The sequence below is a fragment of the Limnohabitans sp. Rim47 genome, assembly GCF_001517545.1.
Lineage (GTDB): Bacteria > Pseudomonadota > Gammaproteobacteria > Burkholderiales > Burkholderiaceae_C > Limnohabitans_A.
In genome coordinates this window covers 280,112-295,617 of the sequence record NZ_FBYA01000001.1, presented here as the reverse complement: position 1 = coordinate 295,617, position 15,506 = coordinate 280,112, and the positions used below count along the sequence as shown (strand labels likewise).

The 15,506-nt window shown below is 60.9% G+C and carries 13 protein-coding genes; 8 read left to right on the top strand and 5 right to left on the bottom strand.

Annotated features, from left to right (window positions below; translation table 11 throughout):
- Window positions 1-24 precede the first annotated feature (24 nt).
- A complete protein-coding gene (locus tag BN3544_RS01310) occupies window positions 25-798 on the top strand; it encodes a FadR/GntR family transcriptional regulator (protein ID WP_019431055.1) in 774 nt (257 codons plus the stop codon).
- Window positions 799-826: 28 nt separating this feature from the next.
- Window positions 827-1,384, top strand: a complete 558-nt coding sequence (locus BN3544_RS01305) for a lipocalin family protein (protein ID WP_231733881.1) — start codon at window positions 827-829, stop codon at window positions 1,382-1,384.
- Window positions 1,385-1,419: 35 nt separating this feature from the next.
- Here BN3544_RS01305 and BN3544_RS01300 read toward each other — a convergent pair whose 3' ends face one another.
- The 3 genes from BN3544_RS01300 to BN3544_RS01290 form a co-directional block, all read right to left on the bottom strand.
- Window positions 1,420-1,848, bottom strand: a complete 429-nt coding sequence (locus tag BN3544_RS01300; RefSeq protein ID WP_019431053.1) for a c-type cytochrome — start codon at window positions 1,846-1,848, stop codon at window positions 1,420-1,422.
- Window positions 1,849-1,937: 89 nt separating this feature from the next.
- The gene (locus tag BN3544_RS01295) at window positions 1,938-3,374 is read right to left on the bottom strand and encodes an NAD-dependent succinate-semialdehyde dehydrogenase (RefSeq protein WP_019431052.1); all 1,437 of its coding nucleotides are present in this window, start codon (window positions 3,372-3,374) and stop codon (window positions 1,938-1,940) included.
- A 127-nt stretch (window positions 3,375-3,501) separates the two neighbouring features.
- A complete protein-coding gene (locus tag BN3544_RS01290; protein ID WP_019431051.1) occupies window positions 3,502-4,389 on the bottom strand; it encodes a LysR family transcriptional regulator in 888 nt (295 codons plus the stop codon).
- 138 nt (window positions 4,390-4,527) lie between these two features.
- Here BN3544_RS01290 and BN3544_RS01285 point away from each other — a divergent pair, with 138 nt between their 5' ends.
- The 6 genes from BN3544_RS01285 (at window position 4,528) to BN3544_RS01260 (ending at window position 8,989) form a co-directional block, all read left to right on the top strand.
- On the top strand, window positions 4,528-5,313 hold the full coding sequence (locus BN3544_RS01285; RefSeq protein ID WP_019431050.1) for a DODA-type extradiol aromatic ring-opening family dioxygenase: 786 nt from the start codon (window positions 4,528-4,530) through the stop codon (window positions 5,311-5,313).
- 20 nt (window positions 5,314-5,333) lie between these two features.
- Window positions 5,334-5,864 carry a cytochrome b gene (locus BN3544_RS01280; RefSeq protein ID WP_019431049.1) on the top strand — a complete coding sequence of 177 codons (531 nt, stop codon included), beginning with the start codon at window positions 5,334-5,336 and terminating at the stop codon, window positions 5,862-5,864.
- 69 nt (window positions 5,865-5,933) lie between these two features.
- Window positions 5,934-6,500, top strand: coding sequence for a YceI family protein (locus BN3544_RS01275; RefSeq protein WP_019431048.1), 567 nt, complete (start codon window positions 5,934-5,936; stop codon window positions 6,498-6,500).
- A 66-nt stretch (window positions 6,501-6,566) separates the two neighbouring features.
- Window positions 6,567-7,145 carry a YceI family protein gene (locus BN3544_RS01270; protein ID WP_026036845.1) on the top strand — a complete coding sequence of 193 codons (579 nt, stop codon included), beginning with the start codon at window positions 6,567-6,569 and terminating at the stop codon, window positions 7,143-7,145.
- A 283-nt stretch (window positions 7,146-7,428) separates the two neighbouring features.
- A complete protein-coding gene (locus BN3544_RS01265) occupies window positions 7,429-7,872 on the top strand; it encodes a universal stress protein (RefSeq protein WP_231733880.1) in 444 nt (147 codons plus the stop codon).
- A 142-nt stretch (window positions 7,873-8,014) separates the two neighbouring features.
- Window positions 8,015-8,989 carry a Bug family tripartite tricarboxylate transporter substrate binding protein gene (locus BN3544_RS01260; RefSeq protein ID WP_019431045.1) on the top strand — a complete coding sequence of 325 codons (975 nt, stop codon included), beginning with the start codon at window positions 8,015-8,017 and terminating at the stop codon, window positions 8,987-8,989.
- On the opposite strand, the gene BN3544_RS01255 is transcribed toward BN3544_RS01260, so the two are convergent.
- Both BN3544_RS01255 and BN3544_RS01245 read right to left on the bottom strand, forming a co-directional pair.
- Entirely contained in the window at window positions 8,976-9,566 is a 591-nt protein-coding gene (locus BN3544_RS01255) for a helix-turn-helix domain-containing protein (protein ID WP_019431044.1), read from the bottom strand. The two genes, BN3544_RS01260 and BN3544_RS01255, sit on opposite strands and share 14 nt — an antisense overlap.
- Window positions 9,567-9,816: 250 nt before the next feature.
- Window positions 9,817-15,105 carry a beta strand repeat-containing protein gene (locus tag BN3544_RS01245; RefSeq protein WP_156417348.1) on the bottom strand — a complete coding sequence of 1,763 codons (5,289 nt, stop codon included), beginning with the start codon at window positions 15,103-15,105 and terminating at the stop codon, window positions 9,817-9,819.
- Window positions 15,106-15,506: the final 401 nt, after the last annotated feature.

The following is a 15,506-nucleotide window of genomic DNA, read 5'->3' as shown; positions in this document are numbered from 1 at the left end:
CTTGTCTTTTTGTATGACAAGCTCATGACTCAAAACTTCACCCCCGTGACCAGCGGTGCCCGCCTGTCGGACCAAGTGGCCGAGCAACTGGCCACCGAGATCAAACAAGGCCGCCTCATGCCGGGCGACAAACTGCCCACAGAGGCCCGTTTGGTCGAGCAGTTTCAAGTCAGCCGTACGGTGGTGCGCGAAGCGGTGTCGCGCCTCAAGTCCTTGGGCTTGGTCGACTCGCGCCAGGGCAGCGGGGTGTTTGTCAACCAAAAACTGCCCTTCGCGCCGCTCAACTTCGAGGCTCGCCATGCGGCCTCGCAAGAAGCGGTGATTCAAATGGTCGAGGTGCGCCGGGCACTGGAAGCCGAAGTGGCCGCATTGGCCGCCCAGCGGCGCAACGCCCGTGACATTCGCGCCATTCAACAAGCCGTCAAAGCGCTGGACACTGCCGTGAAAGCGGGAGGCAACGGCGTGGCCGAAGACGTGAAGTTTCACCGGGCCATTGCCGACGCCACACGCAACCCGTTTTTGATCCAGACGCTGGAATACCTGGGCCAGTTTTTGCACGGGGCCACGCAAGTGACGCGGGCCAACGAAGCCCGACGCATCGACTTTGCTGTCGAAGTGCAAACCGAGCACCACGCCATCTTGCAAGCGGTGGAGGCAGGCGACGCAGAAGCCGCCCGGCAAGCAGCGGCCACACACATGGGCAACGCCATTGTGCGCATTCAGGGTGCGCCCGCTGACTTTTGGCAGCATGAAGGCGAACGCCTGGCGCAGCCCTTGGTCAAAGGGCTGCGCAACTAAGCCCGTTACGGACATGAAACACACCCCCATGAAACAAGCTTTGCGCGCAAGCGCTCTTTCTGCACTGGTCTGTCTGGGCACTTGGGCTGCGGCCTGTCACGCCCAGAACGCCGTGACGCCACTGGCCACAGTGCCCTCGGTGGACGTGCCGCGCTACATGGGCACTTGGCATGAGATCGCCAAATACCCCAACTGGTTTCAAAAGCAATGCGTGAGCAGCACACAAGCCACTTACAGCCTGCAGCCCGACGGTCGGGTGCAGGTGCTCAACCGCTGCAAAACCGACAAGGGCGAATGGCGCGAAGCGCTGGGCGTGGCCCGTCAAATCGGCGGACCGACTTCGGCCAAGCTCAAGGTGCGCTTTGCCCCCGAATGGCTGTCCTTCATTCCCATGGTCTGGGGCGATTACTGGATCATTGACCTAGACCCGCAATACCAGTGGGTGGTGGTGAGCGAGCCCAGACGCGACTACCTGTGGATCTTGTCGCGCACACCGCAATTGCCGCCTGCGACGGTCCAGCAGTTGCTGGACAAATTGGCCACTGCGGGCTTTGACCTGAAACGGCTGGAAATCAGCCCACCCTGAAACCCCGCGCCATCAAAGCGCAAGCCCTTTGGCGTTCAAGGCACCTGCACCGTTTCCAGGTACATGAGCAAGGACACGATGCGGTTGCGTGCGGACCACTCTGCCGTGCGTGGCGAGTCGCCAGTTTGGGTCATGGCGCGGGCCTTGAACTCATTGCCCCACACCGGCATTTCGCGCGAGCCGTGCGGACCGGATTCGCCCGACCAGCGGCCGTCGATCACCTCCCACATGAGCTCTTGCGGAAACTTGCCGCCGTTGCGTCTGGCAACCGTGGTCAGGTCCGATGGTGGCTTGACCAAAAAGGAATGCACAGGACCATCGCCTTTGGCCGAAACGCCGTGGCAGCTGGCGCAATTGTCTTTGTAGTCAGCACGCCCCAAGCCCACCGATGTTTGTGCCCACGCTGTGGCCGTGACGCTCAGGATGCTGGCGATCACGGCCTGGCTGATGGTGTTGCTTTTCATGTTGGCTCCTGTTGTCTTGAAGGAACCTCATGATCCGAAAATCACCATGTCGCGTCTGTGTGCTGTCGCGCTAAAGCACGCAGATCGGTTCAGGCGTTGAAAATCGACACCGTCTTGGTGGTCAGATACGCCTCCAGCGCCTCAGGGCCACCTTCAGAGCCATAGCCCGAGTCCTTCATGCCGCCAAAGGGAAGCTCGGGCCAAGGTGCTGCGGGCTGGTTGACCCAGAGCATGCCCACTTCCAGGCGCTGACTCAGCAGGTGCGCGGTTTTCATCGAATTGGTGAAGGCGTAACCCGCCAGGCCGAACGGCAAACGGTTGGCCTCGGCAATCGCGTCTTCGATCTTCTCGAAAGTGCGAATCGCGGCAATCGGGCCAAAGGGCTCGTTGTTGACCACGTCGGCATCCAGCGGCACCTGCGACAACACCGTAGGCGCAAAAAAGTGCCCTTGCGTGCCGATGCGCTCACCGCCGGTGAGCACCTTGGCACCTTTGGCGCGGGCATCTTGCATGATGGCCTGCATGGCCAGCAGGCGACGCTCGTTGGCCAGCGGGCCCATGCTGGTGCCTGCCACCAGGCCGTCGCCGACCTGCAGCGACTCGGCGTGCGCGGCCAACAGCTTGGCAAATTCGTCTGCAATCTTGTGGTGCACCAAAAAGCGGGTGGGCGAGATGCAGACCTGGCCCGCGTTGCGGAACTTGGCAGCGCCTGCGGTCTTGACGGCCAGCGCAATGTCGGCGTCTTCGGCCAGGATGACCGGGGCGTGGCCGCCCAGCTCCATGGTCACGCGCTTCATGTGTTGGCCCGCCAACGCGGCCAGTTGCTTGCCCACGGGCGTGGAGCCAGTGAAGGTGATCTTGCGGATCAGCGGGTGCGCGATCAGGTAGTTTGAAATGTCTGCGGGCGTGCCATAAACCAGACCAATCACGCCAGCGGGAACGCCCGCGTCGTGAAAGGCGCGGATCAACTCGGCAGGTGCGGCAGGCGTTTCTTCGGGGGCTTTGACGATAATCGAGCAACCCGTGGCCAAGGCAGCGGACATCTTGCGCACAGCCTGGTTGATGGGAAAGTTCCAGGGCGTGAACGCCGCCACCGGCCCCACAGGCTGCTTGAGCACCTGTTGCTGCACGTTGATGTTGCGCGGCGGCACGATGCGGCCATACACGCGGCGGCCCTCTTCGGCAAACCACTCGATGATGTCGGCCGCCGACATGGCCTCGACCTTGGCTTCGCCCAAAGGTTTGCCTTGCTCTTGTGTCAGCAATTCGGCGATTTGCGGGGCGCGTTCGCGCATCAGGACGGCGGCTTTGCGCATGATGGCGCTGCGCTCGTTGGCCGGGGTATCACGCCACAACTCAAAACCTTTTTGTGCGGCTTGCGCTGCCCGCTCCAGATCGGGCACGCCGGCATGGGCCAAGCGACCGATCTCGGTGCCGGTGGCGGGGTTGAACACAGGCAAGGTGCGGCCGTCTTGGGCATCGCACCATTGGCCGTTGATAAAAAGTTGGGTGTTGGGGTAGGTCATGTCGTTGTCCGTCAGTCGGGGTTTGAAATGCAAGAAAAAGAGGCGGGAAAAGGGGTGAATGCAAGCGTGGGCAAATTGTGTCTGGATTTCGGGCCAGCCCCGTCAACCACGGGACAGGCGGGCGCATTCACACCGGACGCAAAAAAGCGGCCAGATGCTCCAGCAGCACATTGACCCGGTGCGGGATGTAGCGGTTGCTGGGCAAGACCGCATAAATGCCCAAAGGCGGCGGGGCAAAGTCGTGCAACAGTTCAAGCACCTCGCCACGCGCCAAATACGGCTCGGCAATGAAGTCGGGCTGCAAGGTGATGCCCATGCCTTGGGCAGCGGCGCGGGTCAGGGCCAAACCATTGTTGGCCCGGATGCGCCCGCGCACCGGGAATTGCTGCAACTGGCCAGCCACCCGGTAAGGCCAGGTCGCCGAATTCATGGACATCGAATACACCAGACACTCGTGGTGCGCCAAGGCCTCGGGGTGGCTGGGCTCCCCGTGCTCCGACAGATAAGCGGGCGAAGCCAGCGTGAGCAAGCGCACCTGGCCCAACTGCCGCACGATGTCGCCGGGCTGCAAATCGGCGGTGATGCGGATCGACAGGTCAATGCCTTCTTCGATCAGGTTGGCGCGCTGGTCCGAAAAATCCATCATCAACTCGATGTGCGGCTGCGCCTTGGCAAAGGCCAGCAGCGCGGGCATGAGCCGCTCCAAACCAAAACTGATGGGCAAACCCAGCCGGATGCGGCCACGCGGCACGGCCTTTTCTTCGTCCAGGCTGGACTCGGCGGCATCGACCATGTTCAAAATGACCCGGCACTTTTCCAGATACGCCGAGCCCGCAGGCGTGAGCGTCAGGCTGCGGGTGCTGCGCGTGATGAGCTTGACGCGCAGGTGCTTTTCCAGCGCAGCAATCTGGCGCGTGATCGCCGAACGCGCCACCTGCAGTTGGTCGGCCACGGCGGTGAAGCTGCCCGCTTCGGCCACGCGCACAAAGATTTGCATTGCATCGAGTTTGTCCATTGTTGCTGATTCTGCAACAAATATTTGCTCATTGGCTACTTTTTCAATGCAGCTGAACCCCCTAAAGTCCCCCCATCGACAACGCCCAAATCCCTTGGGCCTTCACGCCGTTCAACCCTGACCTTCAAGCCCCCAGCCATGACCGCCCGCCGCCCTGTTCTTTTTGTGCCTCACGGCTCGCCCATGTTTGCCCTGCACCCCGGTGCGGCAGGTGCGGCCATGAGCCAGCTGGCAACGCAACTGGGCACGCCCCGCGCCATCGTGGTGGTCAGCCCGCATTGGGAAACCACGGTGCCCACGGTGGGCTTTGCCACCCGGCCCGAAACCATCCACGACTTTGGCGGTTTTGACCCGCGCCTGTACCAGATGCAATACCCCGCCACCGGCTGCCCCGAAGTGGCCGCGCAAGTGGTCACCGCTTTGCAAAACGCCGGCCTGCCCACGGCGCAAGACGCCCAGCGCGGCCTGGACCACGGCGCATGGATTCCACTGCGCCAGATGTTCCCCGATGCCGACATTCCGGTGGTGCCCCTGTCGGTGCAAAGCCACCTGGGGCCTGAACACGCTTACCGGGTCGGGCAAGCGCTGGCCTCGCTGGCCGCGCACAACATCTGGGTCATTGCCTCGGGCAACGTCACCCACAACCTGCGTGATTTCATGTTGGTCAGCATGCAAGGCGGGGCAACGCCCCCGTATGTGCAGGCCTTTGCCGACTGGATTCACACCCACATGACGCAGCACGACGTGCCCGGCCTGCTGGCGTATCGCCAACAAGCCGAAGGCCAGCGTGCCCACCCGACCGACGAACACCTTTTGCCCCTGTTCACCGCCTTGGGCGCTGCGGGCAATGGCGCACAGCCAGAGGCGTTTTTTCGCGGCATCAGCGACCATGTGATCGCCATGGATGGCTACACCTTTCACTGATCGTTTTCAACAGATACACCATGAACACCCACTACACCCGCACCGCCAAAAGCCTGCATTGGCTGATGGCCCTGATGATCTTCGGCCTGCTGGCCCTGGGCTTTTACATGAGCGACCTGCCCTTGTCGCCCGACAAATTGCAGTACTACGCTTGGCACAAATGGGCGGGCGTCAGCGTGTTCGCCCTGGTCTGGCTGCGCTTGGCCTGGCGCATCACGCACCGCCCACCCGCGCTGCCCGCCAGCATGCCCGCCCACATGCAATGGGCGGCACATGCGGGTCACTTTGCGCTGTACGCCCTGATGATCGCCATCCCTCTGAGCGGCTGGCTCATGAGCTCGGCCAAGGGCGTGCAAACGGTCTGGTTCGGCGTGCTGCCCATCCCCGACCTGCTGAGCAAAGACAAAGAACTGGGCCACACTCTGGCCGAATTACACGAAGCCCTGAACATCGGCTTGCTGCTGCTGATCGCAGGCCACGCTGCTGCGGCCTTGTTTCACCACTTTTTTCACAAAGACGACACGCTGCGCCGCATGCTGCCAAGCCGCTAGCGTCTTGCCCATTCGCGTCTTGCCCGACACTGAAACCCCGATCGTTGCCCTGCCATTTTGAGGAACACCATGAACACCGTTTTGAAAACCCTGCTGGCCCTGACCGCCACCGCACTCGGTTTGCAAGCCCAAGCCGCGCCTTACCAGTCCATCGTGCCCGCCAAGAGCAGCGTGACCTTCAGCTACAAGCAAATGGGCGTGGCCATGGATGGCCGCTTCAAAAAGTTTGCCGCCCAAGTGAACTTTGACCCGGCCAAAGCCGAACAGGCCAAAGCCAGCTTTGAAGTCGATCTGGCCAGCGTGGACGCAGGCTCCAGCGAAGCCGACCAAGAGGTGGTGACCAAGTCATGGTTCAACGCCGCGGCCTTCCCCAAGGCCAGCTTTGTCGCCAAACAAATCAAACAAACTGCACCCAACCAATACGAAGTGCAAGGCACGCTCAGCATCAAGGGCCTGAGCCGCGATGTGAAGTTCCCCATGAAACACACCGCCCAAGGCAAAGACGGCCTGCTGACCGGCAGCTTCACCCTCAAGCGTGCCGACTACACCATCGGCGAAGGCATGTGGGCCAAGTTCGATGTGGTGGCCAACGACATCCAGGTCAACTTCTCGCTTGCCACGACGCTCAGCAAGTAAGCCCCCCAAGACATGGACCCCTCTTTCAACCCCCCTCAACCTTTCTTCATCAACAGGAGCTTTCCCATGACATCTTTCAAAAAAATCGCAGCTGCTTTGGCCTTCGCATCGGTGGCCGCAGGCTCGGCCCTGGCCGCGCCCGTGACCTACAACGTCGACGGCTCGCACACCTTCCCGCGTTTCTCGTACTCGCACTTTGGCTACTCGACCCAGCTGAGCAGCTTCAGCAACACCACCGGTAAAGTCGTTTTGGATACCGAAGCCAAAACCGGCGCGGTGGACGTCGTGATCGACATGAAATCGGTCAACACCGGTTTTGCAGACTTCAATGGCCACATCCAGGGCGAAGACTTCCTCGACACCGCCAAGTTCCCCACCGCCACCTTCAAGTCCACCAAAGTGGTGTTTGAAGGCGACAAGCCCAAAGCCATCGAAGGCCAGCTGACCATCAAAGGCGTGACCAAGCCCGTGACCCTCACGGTCACCAGCTTCCAGGCCATGCCCCACCCCATGATGAAAAAGCCAGCGCTGGGCGCCAACGCCTTCACCACCATCAAGCGCACCGAGTTCAACGCCGGCAAATACGCGCCTTACGTGGGTGACGAAGTTCGCATCGACATCGCCATCGAAGCGGTTGCACAGTAAGCCATTGCCCCTGCGCTTTTGAAGCGCACATACAGCGCACTTGCAGCGCAGTTCATCCAGGCCACGCCGGCTTACCGGCGTGGCTTTTTTGCGGGTCAGGCCGATGCCTACACAGTTCGGTATAGCCCATCTCGCTGCCTCAAATTGACCGGTCGATCACTGGCAGATCGACGGCTGCTTTTCTAACATGGGGGCTCTTTTCATTCAGAAGCCGATCAACCCCATGCGCCCGGAAACACGCCCCCTGATGGGACGGTGGTCGCATTCATTTGTGGAGACCACGATGTCTTTGTTCAAAAAAATTCTGGTGCCCATTGATGGCAGCAACACGTCCAACAAAGCGCTGGACTATGCCCTCAAGTTGGCACAGGCAGACCAAGCCGAAGTGCGCCTCATCTACTGCATTGACGAGTTGTCACTGCTCAGTAGCCACGCCTATTCAGGCGAGATGGTTCAACTGGCCCGCGAAAGCGGCCACACCATTTTGCAAAGCGGCATGGCGCTGGCCAGTGCAGCCAAGGTCAAAGCAGACACACGCTTGGTGGATCGGGTCGGCCAACGTTTGGGGGAATCGGTGGCCGATGAGGCGGGCAACTGGGGTGCCGACTTGATTGTGCTGGGCACGCACGGCCGACGCGGCATTGGCCGCGTCTTGCTGGGCAGCGGCGCAGAGCAGGTGATGCGCATGTCGCCTGTGCCTGTGCTGATGGTCCGGGGATTTGACTGAGCCACGCGACAAGCCAGCGCCTATGGCAGGCGCTGGCCCTGTGGGTGATGGGATGGCTGCGTCAGGCCCCGTGTTCTCCCTGATGTCAGGCTCTTTCAAAATTTGTATGATGACCTGATTAATCTGAATCAGGAGACACCTCATGCAACGCAGAAACTGGATTGCGGCAGCCGCCGCCTTGGTCGCGGTATCGCCTTTGCTGACCACATCCGCGTTGGCTCAGGCATGGCCTGCACGCCCCATCAAATTGGTAGTGCCTTTTCCACCGGGTGGTCTGATCGACAACATGGCCCGATTGGTGGCGCCCAAACTGGCACAAGAACTGGGCCAACCGATCGTCATCGACAACAAGCCCGGTGCCGGTGGCAACTTGGGCGCAGCCGAAGCGGCCCGCGCACAAGCCGATGGCTACACGCTCTTGATGGCGTCACCACCGCTCACCATAAGCCCGGCGCTCTACACCAAACTGCCTTACAAACCCGAGCAAATCGTGCCGGTCGGCCTGCTGGGCCGTGTGCCCAATGTGCTGGTGGTCAACCCGGCGTCGGGCATCCAGTCGGTGGCCGACCTGAGCAGCCGCATCCAAGCCAAGCCCGGCCAACTCAATTACGCGTCCAACGGACAAGGCACTTCTTTGCACCTGAGCGCCGAACTCTACAAAAGCCTGTCCGGTTTGTTCATCACGCACATCCCCTACCGGGGTGCAGCGGCAGGCCTGACGGCCGTCATGGCCGATGAAGTCAGCATGATGTTTGACAACCTGCCCTCGGCTTTGGGCCTGATCAACGGAGGCAAGCTCAAGGCCATTGCCGTGACTACGCCCCAGCGCAGCAGCGCGCTGCCCAACGTGCCCACCATGGAGGAGGCGGGCATCAAGGGCTATCAGGTTTTTGCATGGTTTGGCTTGGCCGCACCTGCAGGCTTGCCTGCCCCGGTGCAGCAAAAGCTGGAACAAGCGCTCGAGCGCGTAGCCAACCAAGCCGAAGTCAAAGCCGCAATCCAAAAAGCCGGGGCCGAGCCCACTTGGGTCAATGCGCAGGGCATGGCCAGCTTCATGCAAGCCGACATGGCGCAGTGGAAAAAGGTGGCCAGCTACGCCAAGATCAACCTGGACTGACTACCGCCTCTGGCATGCTCAATGGCCCGCGCTGGGTTTTTTGTTCCAGCCGCTGGGCCACGGCATAACCAGAAATGAACTCTGCGTTGATCATGCCCGGCACGAACAGCAGATCAGGGATGCGCAAGAAAGGGCTGCTTTCAGGCAACACCTGGCTGTTGTAGATGAAAAACTTGTACTTTCTTTGCAAGCCCTCGATCATTCTCTCGTGCATCGTTTGCTGCAAGACGTAACGCGCATCGATGAACAACACGCTGATGTGGGGCTCAATGCCCAGCAATTCCAGCGGATGCAACATCAATTGAATCGCATCAGGGTCCAGGCTTTGAACCAGCAAAGGGTCTAGGTCATCGCCTTGGTGCAAGATGCAAATCTTGCCGCTGTTGGGACGATCTCTGTAGTTGTGGGCTTTGCGGTACGCATCAATTGAATGGGTGTCAATCCGCCAGTGGCCACCCTGTGTTCGCATGGCTTTCAATTCACCACGCGTCACCATGTTTTGGATCGACCCAATCGACAAAGCCAAATCGGCAGCCGTCTTGGCTGCGCTCATGTATTTTGTGATGTCATTCAGCATGGTTTATCTGTCGCTGTTACGCGAACGTTGCTCAGTTATGTCATCTTTGCAAAAAAATGGCCCGTGCCCAAGGGGTGTCAGGTCTTGGGCCAGGTCGACCGTAAAAACGATCAGGGCGCTTGTAAAGCGCGGGTTGATCAACACCTGATGCTGCGCGTCGAAAAACACCCAAACTTCGGCCACAGGCCGAAGTTCAGATTCAAAGTTCACATCTCAAACTTCAAAAAATGCACTTTGTGCACAACAAGCATCACAACACCTGAAACGCCACATAGACGGGATTTTCATCAGCGGAGGCAAAGGTCTGATTGCCGTTAAGCAGAGATACAAAGCCGTGCTGGTTTAGAGACGAAAGCGTCGCAGACCAGTAGTTTGCGCTCATCCAGCCCGGTGGCGGATTCGACAACGGATCGTTGTACAACGCAAGCAACTCGGTCATGGTTGGCAACACCAAGGTGTACCCATTTACCAAAACGGTGCGGGCATCGTCAACACCCTTGACCGCGCCAGTGGTTTGCGTATTCACAGTATCAGGACCGCCATTGAGCAAGGTATCCAGCAGATTGTGGGTGATGCCATCCCCAGCTGCAGCAATGCCATCACCAGAATTGTCAAGGAAATAGTACACCTTGCCGTTGGCCGTAGTGACCTTGTTAATGAGGTTCAAGTTGACGCCGGACACTGTTCCTAAATCCAAAGTATTGGTTTCCACAGTGACACTGTAAGGCGTGCCTGCCGCAGTTTCGTTCATGACGCTGTCTGCCACGCGGGCGGTGTAGCTCACGGTCTGGGCATTGGCCAGTGTCCGGGTGTCGGTGTAGCTCCAGGTGCTCTGTCCACTGCCCACCACGCTCACGCTGGCATCGCCCAGATAAGTGGCACCGTCATAGATGCGCACGGTCTCGCCTGCGGCCAAACTGGCCCCAGCTGTCGCACCGCCAAATGTACCGCTCAAACTCAAGCTGCTGTCATCGGTCGTGCCACCCGAGGCCACATTGCCTGTGACAGCGCCTACGTTGTCAGCCACGCCTGTCACGGCTGCGCTGTTCAATGGCGGGGCAGTGTCCACCGTGATGCTGTAAGCCGTGCCTGCCACGGTTTGGTTCAAGGCGCTGTCTGCCACTTGGGATGTGTAGCTCACGGCCTGGTTGTTGGCCAGCGTGCGACTGTCGATGTAACTCCAGGTGCTTTGGCCACTGCCCACCACGCTAACTGTGGCGTTGCCCAGATAGGTGGCACCGTCGTAGATCCGCACAGTCTCGCCTGAGGCCAAGCTGGCCCCAGCTGTCGCGCCGCCAAATGTACCGCTCAAGCTCAAGCTGGTGTCATCGGTCCTGCCACCCGAGGCAACGTTGCCTGTGACACTGCCTACGTTGTCCGTCACGCCGGTCACAGCGGCGCTGCTCGCTGGCGCAGTAATGTCCACCGTGGCGGTGTAGGCCGTGCCTGCCGCGGTTTGGTTAAAGGCCGCATCGGCCACTTGGGCTGTGTAGCTCACGGTCTGGTTGTTGGCCAGTGTGCGGGTGTCGTTGAAGCTCCAGGTGCTCTGGCCACTGCCCACCACGCTCACCGTGGCGTTGCCCAGATAAGTGGCACCGTCGTAGATCCGCACGGTCTCGCCTGAGGCCAAGCTGGCCCCAGCCGTCGCGCCACCCAAGGTGCCGGTCACCGTCAGAGATTGGTCATCTGTCGTGCCGCCCGAGGCCACGTTGCCTTGATAGGCACCGATGTTGTCCACCAAGCCGGTCACAGCTGCGCTGTTCGCTGGCGGTGCAGTATCCACCGTGATCGTGTATGCCGTGCCTGGTGCGGTGTGGTTCAGTGCCACATCCACCGTTCGTGCCACATAGCTCAGGGTCTGGTTGTTGACCAGTGTGCGGGTGTCGATGAAGGTCCAAGTACTTTGGCCACCAGCCACCACAGTCACCGTGGCGTTGCCCACGAAATTGCCGTTGTCTTGAATGCGCAAAGCTTCGCCTGCGGCCAAGCTGGCCCCAGCTGTCGCGCCGCCAAATGTACCGCTCAAGCTCAAGCTGGTGTCATCGGTCCTGCCACCCGAGGCCACGTTACCTTGCAAGACACCATAGTTGTCCTGCACGGCGGTCACAGCTGCGCTGTTTGCTGGCGCCTGGGTGTCCACCGTGACGGTGTACGCCGCTCCTGCTGCAGTTTGGTTCAAGGCCGCATCGGCCACTTGGGCTGTGTAGTTCACGGTCTGGTTATTAGCCAGCGCGCGGGTCTCTGTGTAGCTCCAGGTGCTTTGGCCACTGCCCACCACGCTCACCGTGGCATTGCCCAGATAGGTGGCACCGTCGTAGATCCGCACGGTCTCGCCTGAGGCCAAGCTGGCACCGGCTGTCGCACCACCGAAGGTGCCGCTCACACTCAAACTGTTGTCATCGGTCACACTGCCCGAGGCCAAGTTGCCTTGGTAGGCACCCCAGTTGTCTTGCACGCCAGTCACAGCTGCGCTGTTCGCTGGCGCAGTAATGTCCACTGTGGCGGTGTAGGCCGTGCCTGCCGCGGTTTGGTTCAAAGCGCTGTCGGCCACTTGGGCTGTGTAGCTCACGGTCTGGTTATTGGCCAGTGTTCGGTTGTCAATGAAGCTCCAGGTGCTTTGGCCACTGCCCACCACGCTCACCGTGGCGTTGCCCAGATAAGTGGCACCGTCATAGATGCGCACAGTCTCGCCTGCGGCCAAGCTGGCCCCAGCTGTCGCGCCACCCAAAGTGCCGGTCACCGTCAGAGATTGGTCATCTGTCGTGCCGCCCGAGGCCACGTTGCCTGTAACAGTGCCAACGTTGTCCACCAAGCCGGTCACAGCGGCGCTGTTCGCTGGCGCAGTAATGTCCACTGTGGCGGTGTAGGCCGTGCCTGCCGCGGTTTGGTTCAAAGCGCTGTCTGCCACTTGGGCTGTGTAGCTCACGGTCTGGTTATTGGCCAGCGTGCGAGTGTCGATGTAACTCCAGGTGCTCTGGCCACTGCCCACCACGCTCACCGTGGCGTTGCCCAGATAAGTGGCACCGTCATAGATGCGCACAGTCTCGCCTGCGGCCAAGCTGGCCCCAGCTGTCGCGCCACCCAAAGTGCCGGTCACCGTCAGAGATTGGTCGTCTGTCGTGCCGCCCGAGGCCACGTTGCCTGTAACAGTGCCAACGTTGTCCACCAAGCCGGTCACAGCGGCGCTGTTCGCTGGCGCAGTAATGTCCACTGTGGCGGTGTAGGCCGTGCCTGCCGCGGTTTGGTTCAAAGCGCTGTCTGCCACTTGGGCTGTGTAGCTCACGGTCTGGTTATTGGCCAGCGTGCGAGTGTCGATGTAACTCCAGGTGCTCTGGCCACTGCCCACCACGCTGACCGTGGCGTTGCCCAGATAAGTGGCACCGTCATAGATGCGCACAGTCTCGCCTGCGGCCAAACTGGCCCCAGCTGTCGCGCCACCCAARGTGCCGGTCACCGTCAGAGATTGGTCGTCTGTCGTGCCGCCCGAGGCCACGTTGCCTGTAACAGTGCCAACGTTGTCCACCAAGCCGGTCACAGCGGCGCTGTTCGCTGGCGGTGCAATGTCAATGTTGATGCTCAGGCCAGCGCTTTGCTGGCTCTCGTTTCCAGCTGCATCGCTCACGGTGTAGGTGAAGACGCGGTTGCCGCCCGGCGTGAGGGCCACATCCGGTGTGAGCGTACCCGTGGTCGCGTTGTAGGTGGCCGCCACTAAGACGCCGTCCACGTAAAGCTTGGGCGTAGTCAGGCCAGTGCCCACGACGATGCCAGGCGTAGTGTCGTCGCTGGTCAGCGCTGTGCTGTTGTCGTTGGTCAGGGGGCCAGCGTTGTCGGTGTAAGCCGTAGGCGCTGCCGGTTGTGCCGGCGCCATGATGTCCACCGTGGCGGTGTAGGCCGGTCCTGCCGCACTTTGGTTCAAAGCATTGTCTGCCACTTGGGCTGTGTAGCTCACGGTCTGGCTGTTGGCCAGTGTGCGGGTGTCAATGTAGCTCCAGGTGCTTTGGCCACTGCCCACCACGGTCACCGTGGCGTTGCCCAGATAGGTGGCACCATCGTAGATCCGCACGGTCTCGCCTGAGGCCAAGCTGGCCCCAGCTGTCGCGCCACCCAAAGTGCCGGTCACCGTCAGAGATTGGTCATCTGTCGTGCCGCCTGAGGCCACGTTGCCTTGTAAGGCACCGTAGTTGTCGGTCAGGCCAGTCACAGCCGCCAGGGTAGTCGGTACTGTGGTGTCCACCGTGACGGTATAGGCCGTGCCTGCAGCGGCTTGGTTCAGTGCCGCGTCGGTCACGCGAGCGGTATAGCTCACGGTCTGGTTATTGGCCAGTGTGCGGGTGTCGTCAAAACTCCAGATGCTTTGGCCACCGGCATTGACGGTGACCACAGCGTTGCCCAGATAAGTGCTGCCATCGAACACGCGCAGGCTTTCGCCAGAGACCAAAGCAGCCCCGGCATTCGCGCCGCCCAGAGTGCCGGTCACGGTCAAGCTGGTGTCGTTGGTCGTGCTGCCCGAAGCCACGTTACCTTGGTAAGTGCCTTCGTTGTCGGCCACACCAGTCGCCATGGCGGTGATGACGGGCGCGGTGGTGTCCACTCGGTAGTCCTGCGGGTTGGTGGCGCTAGAGCCTGCATGCGTCAGGATGGCCACGTTACCTGTGCTGTCCTTGATGCTGCCGCCGTTGAAGCCCAAGCTGTTGGCTTCGATGCTGACGCCATCCGAGTCGTTTTGAGTCGCTTGGATGGTGTAGTTGAAAGTCAAGGCCATGCCACCGGCGCCGCTCACATAAGAGGCTTGCACCAGTGTGCCGCCTACGTTGAGCTGCAACTGAGGTGTGCCCGTGACAAAAACGTTTTCATTGAAGTTAACGGTGAAGGTGACGGTGTCGCCCTCATTCAACCAGCCACCGTTTGCGCCGGTGGTGCCGTTAAAGGCCACAGAAACCACGGTTGGCCCAGCGGTGTCCACACTGTCGATGATGGCTTGCAGTTCAAGCAGGCTGTCGGTTTCGCCGCCGCCGTTGTCCTTGCCTGCAATGGCCGCCAGCACAGCAGTCAAGTTGGCCGGCGTCAGGCTGGTGGTGGACAACCCGATCTTGGTCAAGTCTTCTACGGTGAGCGCTGGGCTTGCTGTGCCGCCTGCGGCCACAGTTTGGATCGCGTTGGCAATCCGGGCCAACTCGTTGATCTCGGCGATCGTGTCCACGTCTGCAAACTGCTTGCCGCCCACGATGTCGTTGAGCAAGGCCAGGTTGTCTGCGTCTGTCGCCGCTGCACCAATGTCAGCACCGATGACAGCGTATTGAGCTGGTGTCGGGTCAACGGTCGGGGTGGCATCTGTTGTGCCATCACCTGCTGTGTTGTCGGCGTCGTTGGCTTCGGCCAAGATCGCTTTGTACGCGTCCACAATCGCTTGCAGCTCTGCAGGGGTGTCCGCCTTGGCACCCGTCACTGCCGCGCTGGCCAGTGCGTCGTTGATCGCGCTGATGTTGCCGTTGGCACCATCGGTCACGCCCGTCACACCTGCGGCGGTGTAGTTGGACAATCGCTTGCAGCTCTGCAGGGGTGTCCGCCTTGGCACCCGTCACTGCCGCGCTGGCCAGTGCGTCGTTGATCGCGCTGATGTTGCCGTTGGCACCATCGGTCACGCCCGTCACACCTGCGGCGGTGTAGTTGGCCAAGACAGGCACGGTGCCTGTCGGTGTAGCAAGGCCCTGGGTGTTGGCTTCGGCGAACACGCCCAGGTTGGCTGCAGCGGTGTTCAAGCCGTTGATCAGCGTTTGCAGTTCACCCAAGCTGTCGGTTTCGCCGCCGCCGTTGTCTTTGCCGGCAATGGCCGCCAGCACGGCGTCCAAGTTCTCGGGGGTCACGTTGGCCAGGCCAATCTTGCCCAAGTCTGCCGGGCTAAGCGCTGGGCTTGCTGTGCCGCCTGCGGCCACAGTTTGG